Here is an 18835-nt window from a genome sequence, read left to right as displayed (position 1 = left end):
GGTGTGCGGGTGGGGGAAGAGGACGGGCCGGACGGCGCCGGGGTCTGAGAGAAGAACGACACATTCCGGCCGAACCGCTCCGGGGGAGCACACGTCTCTCGGAAAAGGGGGCCGGGCGCCGGTGAGGCTCCGCGTATCTTTTCCGACAGTCATCCCCGTAGTCATCCCGTCGTCACCAGTCATCCCACCGTTCCCGGACCAAAGGACTCCCCCATGGACTCGGCCGCCGCCACCGTTCCGGCACCGGGCGGGCCCGCGGCCGAAGCGGCACCCGGCGCCCGGCCCCGCGCCGCGGCCCTGCGCGCCCCGCGCCGGGATCCGTATCTGCTCGCGGGCGCCCTCTTCGTCCTCTACGCCGCGCTCTCCCTGTGCCGGCACCGCCGCATGCTCACCATGTCCTGGGACCTGGGCATCTTCGAGCAGGCCGTCCGCGGCTACGCCCGCCTCCAGGCGCCCATAGCCGACCTCAAGGGCCCGGGCACCAACATCCTCGGCGATCACTTCAGCCCGGTGACCGCCCTCCTCGCCCCCTTCTACCGGCTCTTCCCCACCCCGGTCACGCTCCTTGTCGCCCAGGCCGCGCTCTTCGCCCTGTCGGCGATACCCGTCGCCCGGCTCGCCGCCGGGCTCCTCGGCCGCAAGCGCGGACTGGCCGTCGGCATCGCCTACGGCCTGTCGTGGGGCGTCCAGCGGGCGGTCGACTTCGACTTCCACGAGATCGCCTTCGCGATGCCGCTGCTCGCCTTCTCCCTCGAAGCGGTGGTGCGCGGGCGCTGGCGGGCGGCCGTCTGGTGGGCCGCGCCCCTCGTCCTGGTCAAGGAGGACCTGGGCCTCACGGCGGCCGCGATCGGCGTGATCATCCTGATCCGGCTGCGCGGCGCGAAGTCCCGCGGGGAGGCGGTCCCCGGGGGAGCCGCCCGGCCGGCCGCCGCGCTGACGGCCTTCGGCCTGGCCGCCGCCGTGATCACCTTCCTGCTGATCATCCCCGGCTTCAACACCAGCGGCGCCTACGACTACTGGACCAAGCTCGGCGACGGCGGAGGCGACGGCTCCCCGGGCACGATCTCCGCCGACACCGCGATCCGCACCCTGCTGTGGATCCTGCTGCCCACCAGCGGCCTGCTGGCCCTGCGCTCCCCGGTCCTGATCGCCGCCCTGCCGACCCTGGCCTGGCGGTTCGCCTCCCACGACGACCACTACTGGGGCACGGACTGGCACTACAACGCCGTCCTCATGCCCGTCGTCCTCATCGCGCTCACCGACGCCGTGGCCCGCGCCCGCGAAAGCCGCCGCCCGCTGCTGCGCTCCTACGCGCACCACCTGCCCGGCGCGGTGCTCGCCGCGTCCCTCGCCCTGACCGCGTCCCTGCCCCTGTACTCGCTGACCGAACCCGGCACGTACCGCGTCCCGGAGAGCGTCCGCGCGACGGAGCGGCTCCTGGACCGGATCCCCGACGGGGCGTCCGTCGAGTCCGACATAGCGCCGATAAGCCGCCTCGCCGGCCGGTGCCGGGTCTTCTGGATCGGCGACACCCGCGGCATCACCCCCGACTACATAGCCATGCGCATGCCGGAAGGCAAGAGCGTGGAGGACCTGACCGCGGACGGGGAGCGGATGCACCCCGGCACGCGGTACGCCTTCCTCGGCGGCGAGGGCGGCTATGCGGTCCTCGAAAGGCAGGGGGCGGCGGCCTCCTGACCCCCGCCCCCGCCTGCGCCTGCGCCTCCGCCTCTGGACGGCTTCCTACGAGCCCAGGATCGTCGTCAGGAACTCGCCCGTCCACGCGAGCAGTTCCCGGCCGACCAGCGGCTTGCCGCCGATCGGGCGGGTCGCCGGGCGGGGCACGAGGATCTGCTTCGTGGCGGGCTTCATGACCGTGCGCGGGTAGAGCCGCTTGAGGCGCAGCTCCTGGGACTCGCGCAGCTCCACCGGCCCGAAGCGGACGTTGGAGCCCTGCAGGGTGATGTCGGAGACGCCGCACGCCCGGGCCAGCATCCGCAGGCCCGCGACGAGCAGCAGGTTCTCCACGGGCTCGGGCAGCTTGCCGTAGCGGTCGGTGAGCTCCTCGCGGACGGCGCGGATGTCCTCCTCGCTGTTCGCGGAGGCGATGGCGCGGTAGGCCTGCAGGCGCAGCCGCTCGCCCGGGGCGTAGTCGTGCGGGACGTGCGCGTCCACCGGCAGTTCGATCTTGACTTCGAGGGGGGCCTCGGGTTGTTCCTCGCCGCCCTCGACCGACGCGCGGTAGTCCGCCACGGCCTCGCCGACCATGCGGATGTAGAGGTCGAAGCCGACGCCCGCGATGTGCCCGGACTGCTCGCCGCCGAGCAGGTTGCCCGCGCCGCGGATCTCCAGGTCCTTCATGGCCACGTACATGCCGGCGCCCATCTCCGTGTGCTGGGCGATGGTGGCGAGCCGCTCGTGGGCGGTCTCGGTCAGCGGCTTCTCCGGCGGGTAGAGGAAGTAGGCGTAGCCGCGCTCGCGGCTGCGGCCGACGCGGCCGCGCAGCTGGTGCAGCTGCGACAGGCCGAAGTTGTCGCCGCGCTCCACGATCAGCGTGTTGGCGTTGGAGATGTCGATGCCGGACTCGACGATCGTGGTCGACACCAGGACGTCGAACTTCTTCTCCCAGAAGTCGACGACGACCTGCTCCAGCCGGCTCTCGCTCATCTGCCCGTGCGCGGTCTGGATGCGCGCCTCCGGCACGATCTCGCGCAGCCGGGCGGCCGCCCGGTCGATGGACTCCACCCGGTTGTGGATGTAGAAGACCTGGCCCTCGCGCAGCAGCTCGCGGCGGATGGCGGCGCCGATCTGCTTCTGGTCGTAGGGGCCGACGAAGGTCAGCACCGGATGCCGCTCCTCCGGCGGGGTGGTGATGGTCGACATCTCGCGGATGCCGGTGACCGCCATCTCCAGGGTGCGCGGGATCGGGGTGGCGGACATCGTCAGGACGTCCACGTTGGCCCGCAGCTTCTTCAGCTGCTCCTTGTGCTCGACGCCGAAGCGCTGCTCCTCGTCGACGATGACCAGGCCCAGGTCCTTGAACTTCGTCTCGGACGAGAACAGGCGGTGCGTGCCGATGACTATGTCGACCGAGCCGTCGCGCAGGCCCTCCAGCACGGCCTTGGCCTCGGCGTCCGTCTGGAAGCGGGACAGGGCCTTGGTGACCACGGGGAACTGGGCGTAGCGCTCGGAGAACGTGCCGAAGTGCTGCTGCACCAGCAGCGTGGTCGGCACGAGCACCGCCACCTGCTTGCCGTCCTGCACGGCCTTGAAGGCGGCGCGGACCGCGATCTCCGTCTTGCCGTAGCCGACGTCGCCGCAGATCAGGCGGTCCATGGGGACGGACTTCTCCATGTCCTCCTTGACCTCGGCGATGGTCGTGAGCTGGTCGGGCGTCTCCGCGTACGGGAAGGCGTCCTCCAGCTCCCGCTGCCAGGGGGTGTCGGGGCCGAAGGAGTGGCCGGGGGCGGCCATCCGCGCCGAGTACAGCTTGATCAGGTCGGCGGCGATCTCCTTGACGGCCTTCTTGGCGCGCGCCTTGGTCTTCGTCCAGTCCGCGCCGCCGAGGCGGTGCAGGGTGGGCGCCTCGCCGCCGACGTACTTGGTGACCTGCTCCAGCTGGTCGGTCGGGATGTAGAGGCGGTCGCCGGGCTGGCCGCGCTTGGCGGGGGCGTACTCCACGAGCAGGTACTCGCGGGTGGCGCCCTGGACGGTGCGCTGCACCATCTCGATGTAGCGGCCGACGCCGTGCTGCTCGTGGACGATGTAGTCGCCGGCCTGCAGCGTCAGCGGGTCGATGGTCTTGCGGCGGCGGGCCGGCATCCGGCCCATGTCCTTGCTGGCGGACTTCTGCCCCGACAGGTCCGTCTCGGTCAGGACGGCGACCTTCAGGCCCGGGTGCACGAAGCCGTTGTCGAGGCTGCCGCAGGAGACGTGGACGACGGACGGCGACAGGCCGTCGATGTCCGCGTCCAGGCGGGCGGCGATGCCCTCGCCGCCGAGGACCTCGACCGTGCGGGCCGCGGGGCCGTGGCCCTCGGTGACGAAGACGGTGCGCCAGCCGTCGGCCAGCCAGCCCTTGGTGTCGGCGAGCGCGCGGGCGGTGTCGCCGCGGTAGCTCTCCGGGGCGTGCATGCCGAGCTTGAGGGTGTCGCCGTCGAGCTCCTCGTCCGCGGCGAACGGGCTCACCGACCACCACATCTGGCCGAGCTCGCGGGCGCGGTCGCGGACGTCCGCGATGCCCCACAGCGAGGCCGCGTTCACGTCGATGGGCGCCTCGCCGCCGCCGGCCGTGGCCGCCCAGGACGCCTGCAGGAACTCCTGGCTGGTGGCCACGAGGTCCGCGGCGCGGGTGCGCACGCGCTCCGGGTCGCACACGACCGTCATCGCGCCGGCCGGCAGCACGTCCAGCAGCAGCTCCATGTCGTCCACCAGGACCGGGGCGAGGGACTCCATGCCCTCCACCGCGATCCCCTCGGCGATCTTGGAGAGGAGCTCGCCGAGCTCCGGGTGCTCCTGAGCGAGCTCCGCCGCCCGGGCCCGTACGTCCTCCGTCAGCAGCAGCTCGCGGCAGGGCGGCGCCCACAGGCCGTGCTCGGCGACCTCCAGCGAGCGCTGGTCGGCGACCTTGAAGTAACGGATCTCCTCGACCTCGTCGCCCCAGAACTCGATCCGGAGCGGGTGCTCCTCGGTCGGCGGGAAGACGTCGAGGATGCCGCCGCGGACGGCGAACTCGCCGCGCTTCTCGACCAGTTCGACCCGGGCGTACGCGGCGGCCGCGAGCGCCTCCACGACCTCTTCGAGGTCGGCGCCCTGCCCCTGGCGCAGGCTGACCGGCTCCAGGTCACCCAGCCCCTTCACCTGCGGCTGCAGCACGGACCGGACCGGCGCGACGACCACGCTCACCGGCCCCGCCGCCGGGTCGTCCTTGCTGGGGTGCGCGAGCCGGCGCAGCACGGCCAGGCGGCGGCCGACGGTGTCCGAACGCGGCGAGAGGCGCTCGTGCGGCAGCGTCTCCCAGGCCGGGAACTCCACGACCCCGTCCGGCGGCAGCAGCGAGCGCAGAGCCGCCGCCAGATCCTCGGCCTCCCGGCCGGTGGCCGTCACGGCCAGCACCGGACGCCCCGCGTCCCGCGCGAGCGCGGCAACGGCGAAGGGCCGCGCGGCGGGCGGGCCGACGAGGTCGACGTGCGGGCGGTTGCCGTCGGCCGCGGCCTTCACCGCTTCGGCAAGCGCCGGATCCTTGACGACGGCGTCGAGCAGACCGTGCAGGCTCATGGAGGCTTTTTCCGTCCCGGGGTGGCAAGGTCAGTGAGTGACAACGCGAACGACCCGACACGTGTTGACGGGCCGGGTGACCCCCAGCCTACGACGCGGCGCCGACATTCGCGGCCCGACGGTTCCGGGGCTCCGGGCGCCCCTGACCGGGCCGGTCAGAGAGGCCAGGCCGTGACCTGGACGAGCTCGTCGGCGCGTTCTTCCACCCGTGCCACGAAGGCGAGGTTCGGCGTCTCGCCGATGACGTGCCGGGCATCAGGGTCGTACTCCCAGCCCCAGTCACCCATCGGTCACCTTCGCCCTGGCCGCGTCCATGATCTGCCGGATCTCGTCCATCGCGGCCCGCCACGCCGGATCGTCCTTGCCGAGGGACTGCACAGCGTGCTCCGCCGCGTGCAGCCGCCGGGCGACCTCGGGAAACCGCTCGACCTCGATCACGGTGGCCCACTTGAGCTGGAACATGGCGATCGGCCCGAAACTGTTGGCCTGAGTGGCCATCGTGAAGACCGTGTCCCGCTCCGTCGTCATCTCCGCCAGCCGGGACGGCGCAACCTGCGCCAGCGCCGCCCGCAGCGCGGGGAACGTCTTCTCGGGTCTGGGGATCACTGAGTCCTCCCAAGGGTGCCCCGATCACCGTACGGCAACCGGGTGGCCGAGCGAGGCCGTCCCGGCGGGGCCGAGCCATACGAGGCGGGCTCGCTCGCCCTTCTTCTCGCCGTACCACCACGCGGCCCGCTCGGGCGACCGGAGCCGCAGGGTGCTGTGGCCGTCGGTGCCGATCACGTCCACGGGGCCGCCCTCGTGAGCGAGACCCCAGGCGACGACCTCGGCGTCCGTGACGCCTTCCGCCAGGTCGGTCTCCTGGACGACGGCGAACATCCGCGGCGCGGAGTCGAGAACGAGCCCGCAGATCTCTTCGTCCAGGTCGAAGCCGCGTTCGAGCGACTCGGAGGCGGAACCCTGCGGGGATACGGTGCCCATGAACATCTCCTGCCGGAGGAGGGATTGGGGGAAGTCAGGCCAGCGGCCCGGCCCCCACCGTAGGAGCGGAGGTGGTATCCAGTCCACCCCAAGGCGACTACCCGTACCCCCCATATCCGATAGGGCGAAGGATCCGCACTGTGTGCGAATACAGAGAGGACGGCCATGCCCCCGAGCAAGCTCCCGCCAACCATCCGGCAACGGCGCCTGGGGGCCGAACTGCGCCGCCTGCGAGAGCACGCGGAACTGTCCGCCACCGAAGCAGGCAGGGTCCACGGGACCACCCAGTCCCGGATCAGCAACATCGAATCCGGCGGCTATCCCATCAGCGCCGAGCGGGTGCGGACCCTTGCACGGCTCTACGGCTGCACCGATCAATCCGTGATCGACGCACTGACCCGCATGACCGGCGGCCGGACGCGCGGCTGGTGGGAGGAATACCGGCAGATCCTCACGGGAGACGCACTGGATCTCGCCGAGCTCGAACACCATGCACGGTCCATGCGCATCGCCTCCGCGGTCCATCTCCCCGGGCTGCTGCAGACCACCGAGCACGCCCGGGCCCTCTTCAAGGACGTGGTGCCGGCCTACGACCCACCCTCGATCGAGCACCTCGTCTCTTTCCGGATCAAGCGGCAGGCGGTCATCTACGGCGATCAGCCGACGCCCCTCACGGCGATCATTCACGAGGCGGCGCTGCGGATGGGGTTCGGCGGCCCGGAAGTGGCCCGCGCACAACTGGTGCATCTCCTCGCGATGAGCGAGCGTGAACACATCACCGTGCAGGTGATCCCTTTCGGGACCGGGAGCTACCCCAGTTCCGGAGCGGCAATCATCTACTTCGACTCCGAGGTCCGGCAGTTGGACACCGTGCAGGTGGACACGGACACCCGGTCCGAGTTCGTGGACGCCCAGCCGCAGCTGATCAGGTACCGCGCCGTACTGGACCGGCTGGAGGAGAGCGCTCTCACTCCGGCCGCGTCCCGCGATGTGATCCACCGCATCGCCAAGAGCATCTGACGAGGAATGAACGTGTCCGAATACGCGTGGCAGAAGTCGTCCTACAGCGGAACTGCCGGCAACTGTCTCTACGTCGCGAGGGGAACCGCGCCCGGAACCATAAGGCTCCGGGAGAGCGACGCACCCGATCTCATACTCACCGCACCCCCCGCCGCGCTCGCGGCCCTCATCCGCGCCGTCAAGGACGGCCCGCCGGCTCCCCGCGGCCAGCGGTGAGCGCGCAAAGACCCGGCCCGGACACGCACCCCCGTGGCGCGTCCGGGCCGGGGCTTTCCGGGGGGGGGGGGGGGGGGGGCGCGGGCCGGTGGCCCGCGCCCCGCCGCCCCCTCGCAGGGGCAGCAGCCTGCTAGTCCGTGGCGATGGCGTTCAGGACGTTCATCCGGCCCGCCCGGAACGCCGGGACGAGGGCGGCGAGCAGGCCGACCACCGCCGAGCCGAGGAAGACCGCGATGATCGTCGGCCAGGGGATGTCCAGGACGCCGAGGCCCTGGAGGGCCAGGAGCTTCTGGGACGTGGTGCCCCAGGCCATGCCGAGGCCGAGGCCGAGCAGCGCGCCGAAGAGGGCGATGACGACCGACTCCAGGCGGATCATGCGGCGCATCTGGCGGCGCGAGAGGCCGATGGCCCGCAGGAGGCCGATCTCCCGGGTGCGCTCGACGACCGACAGGGCCAGGGTGTTCACGACGCCCAGGACCGCCACGATGATCGCGAGGGCCAGCAGGCCGTAGATCATGTTGAGGAGCTGGCCGACCTGGTCCTGGATGAGCTTCTTGTAGTCGGACTGGTCACGGACCTTGACCTGCGGGTACTGCTCGACGGACGCCTTGAGGGCGGCCGCGGCCTCCTTCGTCTGCCCGTCGGCGGCCTTGGCGAAGACCATGAAGTCCAGCGGCATCCTGTCGGCCGGGAGGTAGCTGCGCGCGGTGGCGATGTCGGTGTACATCGCGCCCTGGTCGATGCTGGTGTCGTCCGAGGTGATGGCCCTGACCGTCAGTTCGGCCGGGCGGCCGCCGGTCATGGTGACCTTCAGCCGGTCGCCCTGCTTGATGCCGTTGTCCTTGGCGAAGCCCTCCGGCACGGACATGGAGTCCTTGGCGTAGGCGTCCTTCAGGTTGCCCTTGACCGTCTCGGCGCGCACGTCGTCGGCGTACGTGGGGCTGACCGCGGAGAGCCGCTTGGTGACGGTCTTGCCGCCCGGCGTCGTGATCTTCGCGCTGACGACGGTGTACTCGGTGACGTGCTCGACGTGGCCGGCGGACTTGACGGCCTTGACCACGGCCGGGCTCAGCGGCTGCTGGTTCTCGCTCTGGACGATGAAGTCCGCGCCCACCGACTTGTCGAGCTGGTCCGTGGCCGAGGCGACCATCGAGGAGCCGACCACCGACAGCGCGGCGACCAGCGCGAGGCCGATCATCAGGGCGGAGGCGGTGGCGCCGGTGCGCCGCGGGTTGCGCAGCGCGTTGCGCTCGGCGAGGCGGCCGACGGGGCCGAAGACCCGCAGCACGATCGCGCTGATCACGCGGACGACGACGCCGGCCAGCAGCGGCCCGACGACGATGAAGCCGACGAGGGTGAGGAAGACGCCGATGCCGAGCATGCCCGCGCCCGCCTGGGCGTCGTCCGCCTTGGCCGCGGCGACCAGGGCCAGCCCGCCCGCGGCGGTCAGCAGCACACCGATCGTGGCGCGTGCCTTGCCGGCCTTGCCGTCCGCCGGGGTGCCCGCGTCGCGCAGGGCGGACATCGGGGAGATGCGGGTGGCCTTGACGGCGGGCAGGAGCGCGGCCAGGACGGTGACGACGATGCCGATGGCAAGTCCCACGACCGGCGTCGCGGCCTTGATCGTGAGCTCGCCCATGTCGAGCTTCATGCCCATGGAGCCCATGAGCTTCATCAGCCCGACGGCGAGGGCGATGCCGCCGCCGATGCCGAGCACCGAGCCGGCGACGCCGAGCAGCACCGCCTCGGTCAGCACCGAGCGCAGGACCTGCCGGCGGCTGGAGCCGATGGCCCGCATGAGGCCGATCTCGCGGGTGCGCTGGGCGACCAGCATGGAGAAGGTGTTGACGATGAGGAAGATGCCCACGAGGACGGCGATGCCGGCGAAGCCGAGCAGGGCGTACTTCATGACGTCGAGGAAGGAGCCGACGTCCTTCTTGTTCTCCTCCTTGGACTCGGCGGCGGTCCGCACCGCGTAGTCGCCCGCCGAGGAGCCGAGGGTGGCGGTGACGCGCTCCTTGAGCTGCTCGTCGCTGACGCCGGACGCGGCGGTCAGCCCGTAGCTGCTGAAGGAGCCCGTGCTGCCGAGCAGCTTCTCCTGCGCGGTCGCGGTGTCGAAGTACAGGAGGGCCGCGCCGGGGTTGGTCGTCTTGTACGTGGCGATGCCGACGACGCTGACGGTGAAGTCGCCGGGGACGGCGATGACGCGGAGCTTGTCGCCCGTCTTCACGCCGTGCTTGGCGGCGGTGTCGGCGTCGAGGACGGCCTCGGCCGGGCCGTGCGGGACGTGGCCGCTGGTGATCTCGACCGACTTCTTCTGGCTCTCGTCCCAGTTGGTGCCCACGGTGGGGGCGCCGGAGGTGGGGCTGAGGCTCTTGTTCTTCGCGTTGACGACGGTCAGCTGCATGCTGGTGACGTGCGGCTCGACCTTGGCGACGCCGTCGACCTTCGCGAGCTTCGCCTGGAGCGCGGCCGGCAGGGTCTCCGGCTTGCCGGTCTCCTGGGCGTCGTCGTCCTTCTTGGGGGCGACGGAGACGTCGGAGGCGACGTTCGCGAAGAGCTTGTCGAACGTGGCGTTCATGGTGTCGGTGAAGACGAGCGTGCCGCACACGAACGCCACCGACAGCAGGACCGCGACGGCGGAGAGCGCCATGCGGCCCTTGTGCGCGAGGAAGTTGCGCATCGAGGTCTTGAGGACGGTCACGACACCCGTCCACGGGCGTCGAAGTGCTTCATGCGCTCCAGGACCGCGTCGGCGGTCGGGCTGTGCATCTCGTCCACGATCCGGCCGTCGGCCAGGTAGAGCACGCGGTCGGCGTACGAGGCGGCCACCGGGTCGTGGGTGACCATGACGATGGTCTGGCCCAGCTCGTCCACGGAGCGGCGGAGGAAGCCGAGCACCTCGGCGCCCGCGCGCGAGTCCAGGTTGCCGGTCGGCTCGTCACCGAAGATGATCTCGGGGCGGGCGGCGAGGGCGCGGGCCACGGCCACGCGCTGCTGCTGGCCGCCGGAGAGCTGGTTCGGCCGGTGCTTGAGGCGGCCGGCGAGGCCGACGGTCTCCACGACGCGGTCCAGCCAGGCCTTGTCCGGCTTGCGGCCGGCGATGTCCATGGGGAGCGTGATGTTCTCGATCGCGTTGAGCGTCGGGAGCAGGTTGAACGCCTGGAAGATGAAGCCGATGCGGTCGCGGCGGAGCCGGGTGAGCTTCTTGTCCTTGAGACCGGTTATCTCGGTCTCGTCGATGAAGATCTGCCCGGACGTGACGGTGTCCAGGCCCGCCAGGCAGTGCATCAGGGTCGACTTGCCGGAGCCGGAGGGGCCCATGATGGCGGTGAACTGACCACGGGCGATGTCCACGTCCACGTGGTCGAGGGCGGTGACCCGGGTCTCCCCGGCGCCGTAGGCCTTGACGACCTGGCGGGCCCTCGCCGCGGCGGCCGCATGCCCTCCACTGCCCCCGGTCTTGGGAATCGATACAGCCGTTGTCACGGTCAAAACTCCTAGGTGTTCATTGCGGTGCGGTCCACAGCCTGCCTGGATGCGGGGGGCCGGGGCGATGGTGCTCGTCCGTGTATCGGTGGTGGGGCCAGCCCCACCATCACCTCTCCATCGCCTCTCCAGCCGGTGCCGGTGCCGGTGCCGACGTCTGCGTCTCCGTCTCCGTCTCCGTCTCCGGTCTCCGCCGACATCGAAAAGGCTAGGCAGCAGGTCGTGCCCGCTCCTCCCCCTGCGGTACGAACCGGGTGGCCGGGACGAGCAGGAGAAAGCCAGGCACGACCCTTAGGGGATGCGGGGCCGGCGGCCCCGCCGGTCTCGGGGTTCGCCGGGGCCCGAGTCTGCACCCTGCCGTTACGTCAGGCGCAAACACGACCCTGAGGGGTGCACCGCAGGACGGATGCGTGCCGGGGGAAACGATCTCGGGCGCGGGCCGGGCGGGCCGGGCAGACGCAGCCGTGCGCAGTCGTAGGCAGTCGTACGCACCCGTGCGCCGCCGTACGGGAATCCGCCGCAGACAAGCCGCAGACAAGCCGCAGACAAGCCGCAGACAAGCCGCAGACAAACGGAAGGAAGCGGGCAAAGAGGAAGGAGTTACCGAGGAACGAAGGGCGAATAATACGTGAAGGCGGCCACCGGGCAAGACAATTGGGGCCACAGGGAATTAGTGTTCGGTGTCATGGTCGAGGGGGGACGCCGACGGGCGCGGTCCGCAGCAGCACCCCTTCGCACAGGCCGCAGGTCTCCGACAGGAAGCAGCGAAGGAAGCAGCATCGTGAAGATACTCCCTACGCGCGCTGCCAGCGTCTCCCGCCAGGGTCTGTGCACGGCCCTGCTCGTGGCCAGCCTGACGGCCGCGGTCGGCGCCGGTGCACCGCACAACACGGCGGATGCGGACGACCCCTCGAAGGACCCGAAGAACCCGCAGGGCCTGCCGCACGGCACGCCCAACCTCACCCTGCCCGACCTCAGACCGAACGGCCGCCCCGGCCTGCCGGGCACGACCGGCCCGGGCAAGGAGGACTCCAAGGACGCGGCCACGGGCATACCCGCGACGGCCCTGGACGCGTACCGCAAGGCCGCCCAGCGCGCGGCGACCGACATGCCGGCCTGCCACATGCCGTGGGAGCTCATAGCCGGCATCGGCCAGGTGGAGACGCAGCACGGCACGTACGGCGGCGCGCGCATGACCGCCGACGGCACGACGGACAAGCCGATCCTCGGCCCGCAGCTGAACGGCAACGACTTCGCCAACGTCAAGGACACCGACCAGGGCCGGCTGGACGGCGACGCGGTCTACGACAAGGCCGTCGGCCCCACCCAGTTCCTGCCCTCCACCTGGGCGCAGTACGGCGCCGACGGCAACGGCGACGGGGTGAAGAACCCCAACAACATCTACGACGCCGCGCTCGCCACCGCCAAGTACTTGTGCGCGGGCGGCAAGGACATGAACCGGCCCGGGGATCTCGACCGGGCCGTCCTCAGCTACAACAACTCGCGGTCGTACGTGAACGCCGTCACGGAGTGGATGCGCGCGTACCAGCAGGGCAACGTGCCTTCGCTGCCGGACCGTACGGGGGTGCCGTCGGGCAGCGTTCCCTCGGGCAGCGTCCCGTCCGGCAACGTTCCGTCCGGTAATGCTCCGTCGGGCAGTGCCCCGTCCCGGAACGTGCCTTCGGGCAAGCCGCAGCCTTCGAAGCCGTTGCCGCCGTCGAACGGCGGCAAGCCCTCCGGCAAGCCGGCCGAGCCGGGGCACGACAAGCCGTCGACGCCGCCGACGAAGCCGCCGACGAAGCCCGACGAGCCGCAGAAGCCGAAGCCGCCTGCGCAGCGGGCGGACCGCCTGGAGCGGGTCGGCGACGGCAGGGCCTGGGAGGCGAACGCCGGCGAGACGTTCGCGGAGAAGGCGCGCGTCCTGGTCAAGGACCAGTCCGGGAAGCCGATGGCGGGCGCGAAGGTGCGGTTCGTGGTGAGCGGCGACGGGGCCGCCTTCACGGACGCTTCGACGGTGCTGACCGTCACCACGGGCAACGACGGCACGGCCACGGCGCTGCGTGTCGTGGCCGGGCTCAAGATCGGCAAGGTCAAGGTGACGGCGACGGTCGTCGGACGCGACCTGCCGGCGGTGGAGTTCGCGGGCACGGTGTCGGTGCGGGCGGCCGAGGAGGTCGTCGTGGTCGGCAAGCCGGCCTTGCAGGCCGACCCCAACGGTGCGTTCGCCGACCGGTTCACGGTCAAGGTGCTGACGAAGGACGGCAAGGACGTCGTCGGCACGGCGATCACGGCGACGGTCACCAAGGCCGACGGCACGACGCCCGCCGCCAAGGAAGGCCCCTACTTCAAGGGGCCCGACGGCAAGCGGACGTGGCGCCTGGAAGCCGGTACGACGGACAAGGACGGCGTCCTCGCGCTCCCGGTGCTGCTGACGGACGGGAAGTCCGGCGAGTACGTGCTGAACGTGACGACGGCCGACGGCAAGGTCCACGCGTTCCGCCTGACGGTGAAGGCCCCCACGGCCACGCTCCCGTCACCGAAGCCGACCCCGGCGACGTAGCCCTGCGGGCAGCACCGCCGGTCCCCGCCGCGGCGGATCCAAGGGGCCAGGCCCCTTGACCGGGTTGCGCACCCGCATCCCTCTCACCGCCGCAGCGGCGATCAGCCACCACCGCGGAGACCGGCGGTGCCGTACGGGCCCGGGCCGGCCCGGCACCGCCGGACACCACCGCTGTGGCTGATCGCCGCTGCGGCGGATTCAAGGGGCCAGGCCCCTTGACCGGGTTGCGCACCCGCGGCCCGTACGGCACCGCCGGGCACCACCGTCGTGGCCGAGCGCCGCTGCGGCGGATTCAAGGGGCCGGGCCCCTTGACCGATTGCGCACCCGCGGCCCGCATGGCACCGCCGCACACCACCGTCGTGGTTGCGCGCCGCCGCGGCGGATTCAAGGGGCTGCGCCCCTTGCTAGTCCCCCGCCCCCAGGTCCTCCGCCACCGGCTTGCCCGTGAGGGCGGCCAGGCTGTGGCGGACGTGGGCCATGTGGGCGCGGAGCTCCTCGCGGCGCTCCTCGTGCTCGCGGAGGTTGCGCTCCATGTCCCGGACGATCCGCTCCTCGCGGACCCGCGCCTGCGCGATGAGCGCCGCCCCCTGCGCCTCCGCGTCCTCCTGCCCGTGCCGCGCGGCCTCCTCGGCCTCCGCGTAGCGGCGCTGCGCCTCGGCGAGGGCGTTGCGGGCGTACTCCTCCATCGCGGCGATGCGCGTGTCGAGCGCGGCCTCGCGCTCGGCGGTCTCGCGCCCCGCCGTCTCCCACCGCTCCGCGTGGTCCTTCTCCTGCTCGGCGAGCGCCGCCGCCGTCCGCTCGCGCATCTCCGTGAGCGCCGCCGCCGCGTCCTCGCGCCGCTGCTTGGCGTCGCGCCGCGCCACGGCGATGACGTCGTCGGCGACGGACTCGGCCGCGACGAGCGCCTGCCGCGCCCACTCCTCGGCCTCGGCGCGCACCGCCGTGGCCGCCTGGTGAGCCGCGTCGCGGACCGCCCGGCCGTGCGCCTCGGCCGCCTCCATCATCTCGGCGGCGGCCGCCTCCGCCCGCTCCCGCAGCCCGGTCGCCTCGGCCTGGGCAGTGAAGAGGAGCCCCTGCGCGCGCTGGCCGAGCGATTCGTACGTCTGCAGGGGGAGCTGCGCCGCCACCTGCGCGAGCCGCTGGGCCTCCTCCTCCATCTCGCGCGCGAGTACGGTCAGCCGCGCCACCCGCTCCCAGGCCGCGTCCCGCTGCCGCGCGAACTCGGCGAGAGCGCGATCCACCTGCTCGGGCCGGTAACCCCGGCCCCGTACGACGGCGAAGCCGTCGGGAGACACCGATGCACTCATCCTTGAAGCCCCTTATATCCCGGATGTCCGGTATGTGACGCAGTCTGGCGCACATCATCCCTGGACCACGGGAAGTGCCGATGACGCGACACTCCGCCCGCTCCTTCTGTCAAGGATGCGCCAACCTACGACACGGGGCGCCCGACCCTCATCCCGGATCGGGCGCCCCGTGCCCGGGAGCGTTCCCGGCGCACCGCTAGAACAGGCCGTCCCACATCTGCTCGACGAGCACCGACCACCAGTTCTCCGGCGACGACAAGGCGGCCGTGTCCAGCGCCATCAGCTGTTCCTGGAAGTCCACCGTCCAGCGGCCCGCCTGCTCCGGCGTCAATCCGTAGCGCCACCGCCACATCTTCCCGAGCAGCGCCAAAGAGCGAACGAACTGAGGCAGGCTCGTGTTGACGAACTGCGGCGGAACGGACGAACCGCCCGGCCCCGCCTCCAGCGGCACCGCCACGATGTGCGCCGTCCCGTACTGCACGCACAGCTGCTTGCCGAAGTCCGTCCCCATCACGAGATACGAACCCGCGTCCGGCGCCGCCTGCACCCGCCGCTCCGCCGCCAGCTCCGCCAGCGTCGGCACCGGCCGGCCCGGCTGCGCCTGGCCCCAGAAGAACGGCCCGCAGTCCACGGGCAGGCCCGCCCACACCAGCGTCTGCGCGACGACGTCCGGCACGCCCTGGCGCGACACCGCGCGCTGCTCGAACCGGAACACGCCCTGCGGGCCGAAGGACTCGCCCAGCTCCCGGGCTATCACGTCCGGGCCCACCGGCGGCGCCTGCTGCACCTGGCCGGGGTGCGGCAGCGGCACCCGGTTCGGCGCGGGGCGCGCCGGGCCGTCGGCGACCTGGTGCAGCTCGCCCTGATGCTCGATCAGGTGCCGGACGCCCTGCTGGCGCGTGGCGTGGTCGCGGCCGTACGCGGCCGTGTGACTGACCGTCGCCTGCGGCCAGTTGTCGCGCACCATGCGGGCGCAGTAGCCGCCCGGGCCGTCGCAGGACTCCAACTCCGTGTGGAGCTCCAGCACCTGCTCGCGCGGCACGTTCAACGCCATCAGCTCGTGCAGGATCTGCCACTCCGGGTGCGGCGTGCCCGGCGCGCTGCGACGGATGATCTGCTGCTCGGAACCGTCGTGCGCGCGGTAGCGCAGGACGGCCATGTAGCCCGGGCCGACGGTCGGCAGACCGCTGGGCGGCTGGGGATAGCCGTACGCGGGGCCCTGCGGCGCCGGGGCGGCCTGCGGTGCCTGCGGGGACGCCGGAGGCATGCCGGGCGTGCCCGGGCTCGCGAGCATGGTCGCGGCGTGGTGCACGCCGCCGGGGCCTGCGGGACCGGCGGGAGCCGCGGGCGGCGGGGTGCCCGGGCGACCCGGCGCGGCGGGTGCCGCGGGGGGCTGACCCGGAGCGCCCGGAGCACCCGGGGCCGCGGGGCCGCCGGGAGCGCTCGCGAGCATGGTCGCCGCATGGTGCACCCCACCGGGGCCGGCCGGAGCCGCGGGCGGCGGGACCGGCGCGCCCGGAGCCGCCGGCGAGCCCTCAAGCGCGTCCAGCGACGGGGCCAGGGCCGTCTTCGGCAGCGCGCTGCCCGCCTCCATCAGGGCGGTCTTCGCCTCCGGGCCGACGCCCGGGGGCGGGGTGTCGTCCTCGTCCGTGCCCGACAGGGCAGGCGCCAGCACCGTCGCCGGCAGACCGACCGAGCGGTCGTCGTCATCATCCGAGCTGTGCGTGTCCGCCGCGGCCCAGGGCGTCGCCTCGGGCGCAGCGCCGGACCGCACGGCAGGCGCGGGGGGCCCCGCGGGCGGCGGCGCGAGGGGCTGCGGCGCGGCAGACGCGTCCGTCGCCGCCTCTGCCGCGGCCGGACCCGCCGGAGCGGACGGCGGCACCGGGCCGCCCAGCGACGCGTCCGGGGACGCCCCCGAACGCGCGGACGCGGCCGCGGGCGCCTCCGGGGACGCGCCGGCTCCCCCGGACGACGCGTCCGAAGCGCCACCGGCGGACCCGGCCGCCGGCCGGTCGGCAGGCAGGCCCGGAGCCGCGCCCGCAAGCGCGCCACCCTGCGCACCGGCACCGGCCGACGCACCCGCGTCACCGGACGCAGACGCACCGGCCGCCGGGCCCGAAGACCCGCCGGAAGCCCCGCCCGCGGGCGCACCCGTACCGGCGGACGCAACAGCCGCGGCTGCACCAGCACCAGCACCAGCACCAGCACCAGCCGGCGAACCGGCCCCGCTGGACGCAGCAGCCGCACCGGCACCGGCACCGGCACCGGCCGGCGCACTCGCACCGGACGGCGCGCCTGTCCCACCACCGGCAAGCGAACCCCCGCCGGACGGCGCCCCCGTACCACCACCCGCGAGCGAACCCCCGCCCGACGACGACCCCTCGCCCCGGCGGTCCGGGATGCCCATCGCGTCCGCCGCGTCCTGCAGCCACTGCGGCGGACTCAGCAAGAACGACGTCGCGTTCAGGTCCAGCCGCTTCGGCGGAGCGTCCGACGGCTCCGGCTCCTCCACCGCCACCGCTCCGTACTCCTCCTCATAACGCCGGATGACCTCGCCCACCGGCAGCGCCGGCCACAGCGTCGTCTCCCCGCTGTCCCGGGCGATCACCAGCCTGGCGTGCCCGCCGTCGGACGTCGGACCGTCCTCGCGGTCCTCGGCCCACACCACGAAGCCCAGGTCGAACTCGCGGACCCGCACCTCCCGGTGCTGGTACGCCGGCACGTCACCGTTGGCCCAGCGCTCACCGCGCTCCTGCGCCTGCGCGAACGTCACCACCGCGCGCTCACCCCTCCACCGGGACGGCATGGGCGAAGCCGCCGTCCACCATCAGGCCGGCCACCGTCTCCAGCTCGGGCGGACCGCCCGCCAGCCGCGACAAAAACACGTCGAAGTCCTCACCACAGGGCAGCAGCAACCGCTCCACCCGCTCCTGCACCGTCCAGCCGTCCCGGTCGCGCGCATCGTCGTACGGGCAGAACCAGACCGAGCCGATCGCCTCGCCCTTCACCTTCACGGCGAGCACGCCGCCCTGGACGAATCCCACGCCCAGATAGTCCTTGGTGAAGTGGTCGCGCAGACACTTGTTGACGTAGACGAGGTCGTTCACGGCGGCCTCGTCGCGCACCGTGAAGAACGGCTGGTCGATCAGCAGGCCCAGCTCCGCGTCCAGCGCAGCGCCCACCGGGGCACAACCGCCCGCGGCCTTCAGGAAGGCCCGGTAGGCGCCCGGCAGGCGGTAGCCGAGATCCTCCTCGACGCCCTGAACCTGTTCCTCCGTCACCGCGAGGTCCCGCTGAGGCAGCACGAAGTGCACCGGCCGGGTCTCCTGCAGCGGACGCGTGCCGCGCTTGTCCTGGTCCACGGCAGCCGTCGCCAGCCCGCCGTGGTGCCGCAGCAGCGCCTTCACCTCGGCCGGCACCAGCTCCAGCCGGCGCGTGCCCGCGACGTGGTGCCACGTCCAGCCGTGCGGCGTCGCGACCGACGGCAGACTGGCCCACAGCTCATGGCCCTCCGCGTGCAGGGCGGCGTTCGCCGACACGTAGTCGGTCAGCCGCAGCTCGTCCACGCCGAAGCCCTCCGGCGGCTCCGCGATCTCCGCGGCCGCCCGCGCATACGGCGAGAAGTCCGGGTAGCCCGATTCATCCACCCGCACCCCCTTGGGGTAGCGGCTGGCACGGACCGGGTCCGGGAAGTGCACGACCTGCCCGGCGTAGGCCGCATTCGGTGGCGCGGCCTGCTGCCCGAGCCGACCTGTCGTCATGACGGAAGCCCCCTGCTGACTGTGGATCCCAAAGGCCCCGACGAACGCGGCAGTCGCCGCCCGTCACCGGACCCCCGCCCGGGCCACGCGGACCCGGCCGGCCGGTGTCCCCATGGCCGAGAACACCCCGTGCGGCACAGCCTATGCGCTACCGCAAGACGGGGACCGCGCCCAGGCCCGCCCCCACCGCCACCGGCCCCGCCCGCAGGCACCCGTCACGCCC

At 72.6% G+C, this 18835-nt stretch carries 13 protein-coding genes; 4 read left to right on the top strand and 9 right to left on the bottom strand.

Annotated features, from left to right (window positions below; translation table 11 throughout):
- The first annotated feature begins 213 nt into the window (after positions 1–213).
- A complete protein-coding gene (locus tag ACSNOH_RS23050) occupies positions 214–1698 on the top strand; it encodes a DUF2079 domain-containing protein (RefSeq protein ID WP_436723327.1) in 1485 nt (494 codons plus the stop codon).
- Positions 1699–1743: 45 nt separating this feature from the next.
- Here ACSNOH_RS23050 and mfd read toward each other — a convergent pair whose 3' ends face one another.
- The 4 genes from mfd to ACSNOH_RS23030 form a co-directional block, all read right to left on the bottom strand.
- Positions 1744–5277, bottom strand: a complete 3534-nt coding sequence (gene mfd, locus ACSNOH_RS23045) for a transcription-repair coupling factor (protein ID WP_436723326.1) — start codon at positions 5275–5277, stop codon at positions 1744–1746.
- Positions 5278–5432: 155 nt separating this feature from the next.
- Positions 5433–5564, bottom strand: coding sequence for a hypothetical protein (locus ACSNOH_RS23040; protein ID WP_436723325.1), 132 nt, complete (start codon positions 5562–5564; stop codon positions 5433–5435).
- Complete coding sequence (locus ACSNOH_RS23035) at positions 5557–5883, bottom strand: hypothetical protein (RefSeq protein WP_436723324.1); 327 nt, start codon at positions 5881–5883, stop codon at positions 5557–5559. Before ACSNOH_RS23035 ends, ACSNOH_RS23040 begins: the two co-directional genes overlap by 8 nt.
- Positions 5884–5907: 24 nt before the next feature.
- Positions 5908–6258 carry a hypothetical protein gene (locus ACSNOH_RS23030; RefSeq protein WP_436723323.1) on the bottom strand — a complete coding sequence of 117 codons (351 nt, stop codon included), beginning with the start codon at positions 6256–6258 and terminating at the stop codon, positions 5908–5910.
- Between the two features lie 165 nt (positions 6259–6423).
- Here ACSNOH_RS23030 and ACSNOH_RS23025 point away from each other — a divergent pair, with 165 nt between their 5' ends.
- Together ACSNOH_RS23025 and ACSNOH_RS23020 are read left to right on the top strand one after the other, a co-directional pair.
- A complete protein-coding gene (locus tag ACSNOH_RS23025; protein ID WP_436723322.1) occupies positions 6424–7278 on the top strand; it encodes a helix-turn-helix domain-containing protein in 855 nt (284 codons plus the stop codon).
- Between the two features lie 6 nt (positions 7279–7284).
- Positions 7285–7494, top strand: coding sequence for a DUF397 domain-containing protein (locus ACSNOH_RS23020; protein WP_436723321.1), 210 nt, complete (start codon positions 7285–7287; stop codon positions 7492–7494).
- A 130-nt stretch (positions 7495–7624) separates the two neighbouring features.
- On the opposite strand, the gene ACSNOH_RS23015 is transcribed toward ACSNOH_RS23020, so the two are convergent.
- Entirely contained in the window at positions 7625–10198 is a 2574-nt protein-coding gene (locus ACSNOH_RS23015) for an ABC transporter permease (RefSeq protein WP_436723320.1), read from the bottom strand.
- Positions 10195–10983, bottom strand: coding sequence for an ABC transporter ATP-binding protein (locus ACSNOH_RS23010; RefSeq protein ID WP_436723319.1), 789 nt, complete (start codon positions 10981–10983; stop codon positions 10195–10197). Before ACSNOH_RS23010 ends, ACSNOH_RS23015 begins: the two co-directional genes overlap by 4 nt.
- A gap of 781 nt (positions 10984–11764) precedes the next feature.
- On the opposite strand from ACSNOH_RS23010, the gene ACSNOH_RS23005 reads away from it, so the two are divergent.
- The gene (locus ACSNOH_RS23005; RefSeq protein WP_436723318.1) at positions 11765–13543 is read left to right on the top strand and encodes a lytic murein transglycosylase; all 1779 of its coding nucleotides are present in this window, start codon (positions 11765–11767) and stop codon (positions 13541–13543) included.
- A 405-nt stretch (positions 13544–13948) separates the two neighbouring features.
- Here the strand turns inward: ACSNOH_RS23005 and ACSNOH_RS23000 are convergent, their stop codons facing one another.
- From ACSNOH_RS23000 to ACSNOH_RS22990, 3 genes are all read right to left on the bottom strand, one after another.
- Entirely contained in the window at positions 13949–14851 is a 903-nt protein-coding gene (locus ACSNOH_RS23000) for a cellulose-binding protein (RefSeq protein ID WP_436723317.1), read from the bottom strand.
- A gap of 196 nt (positions 14852–15047) precedes the next feature.
- Entirely contained in the window at positions 15048–17627 is a 2580-nt protein-coding gene (locus ACSNOH_RS22995) for an SUKH-4 family immunity protein (protein ID WP_436723316.1), read from the bottom strand.
- A gap of 7 nt (positions 17628–17634) precedes the next feature.
- Positions 17635–18612 (bottom strand): HNH endonuclease, encoded by a 978-nt coding sequence (locus ACSNOH_RS22990; RefSeq protein ID WP_436723315.1) that lies wholly within the window; start codon positions 18610–18612, stop codon positions 17635–17637.
- Positions 18613–18835 lie beyond the last annotated feature (223 nt).

The organism is Streptomyces sp. URMC 127 (genome assembly GCF_051386535.1).
Lineage (GTDB): Bacteria > Actinomycetota > Actinomycetes > Streptomycetales > Streptomycetaceae > Streptomyces.
Note: the sequence above shows the minus strand (reverse complement) of the source record. Positions and strands in the feature narration are given on the sequence as shown.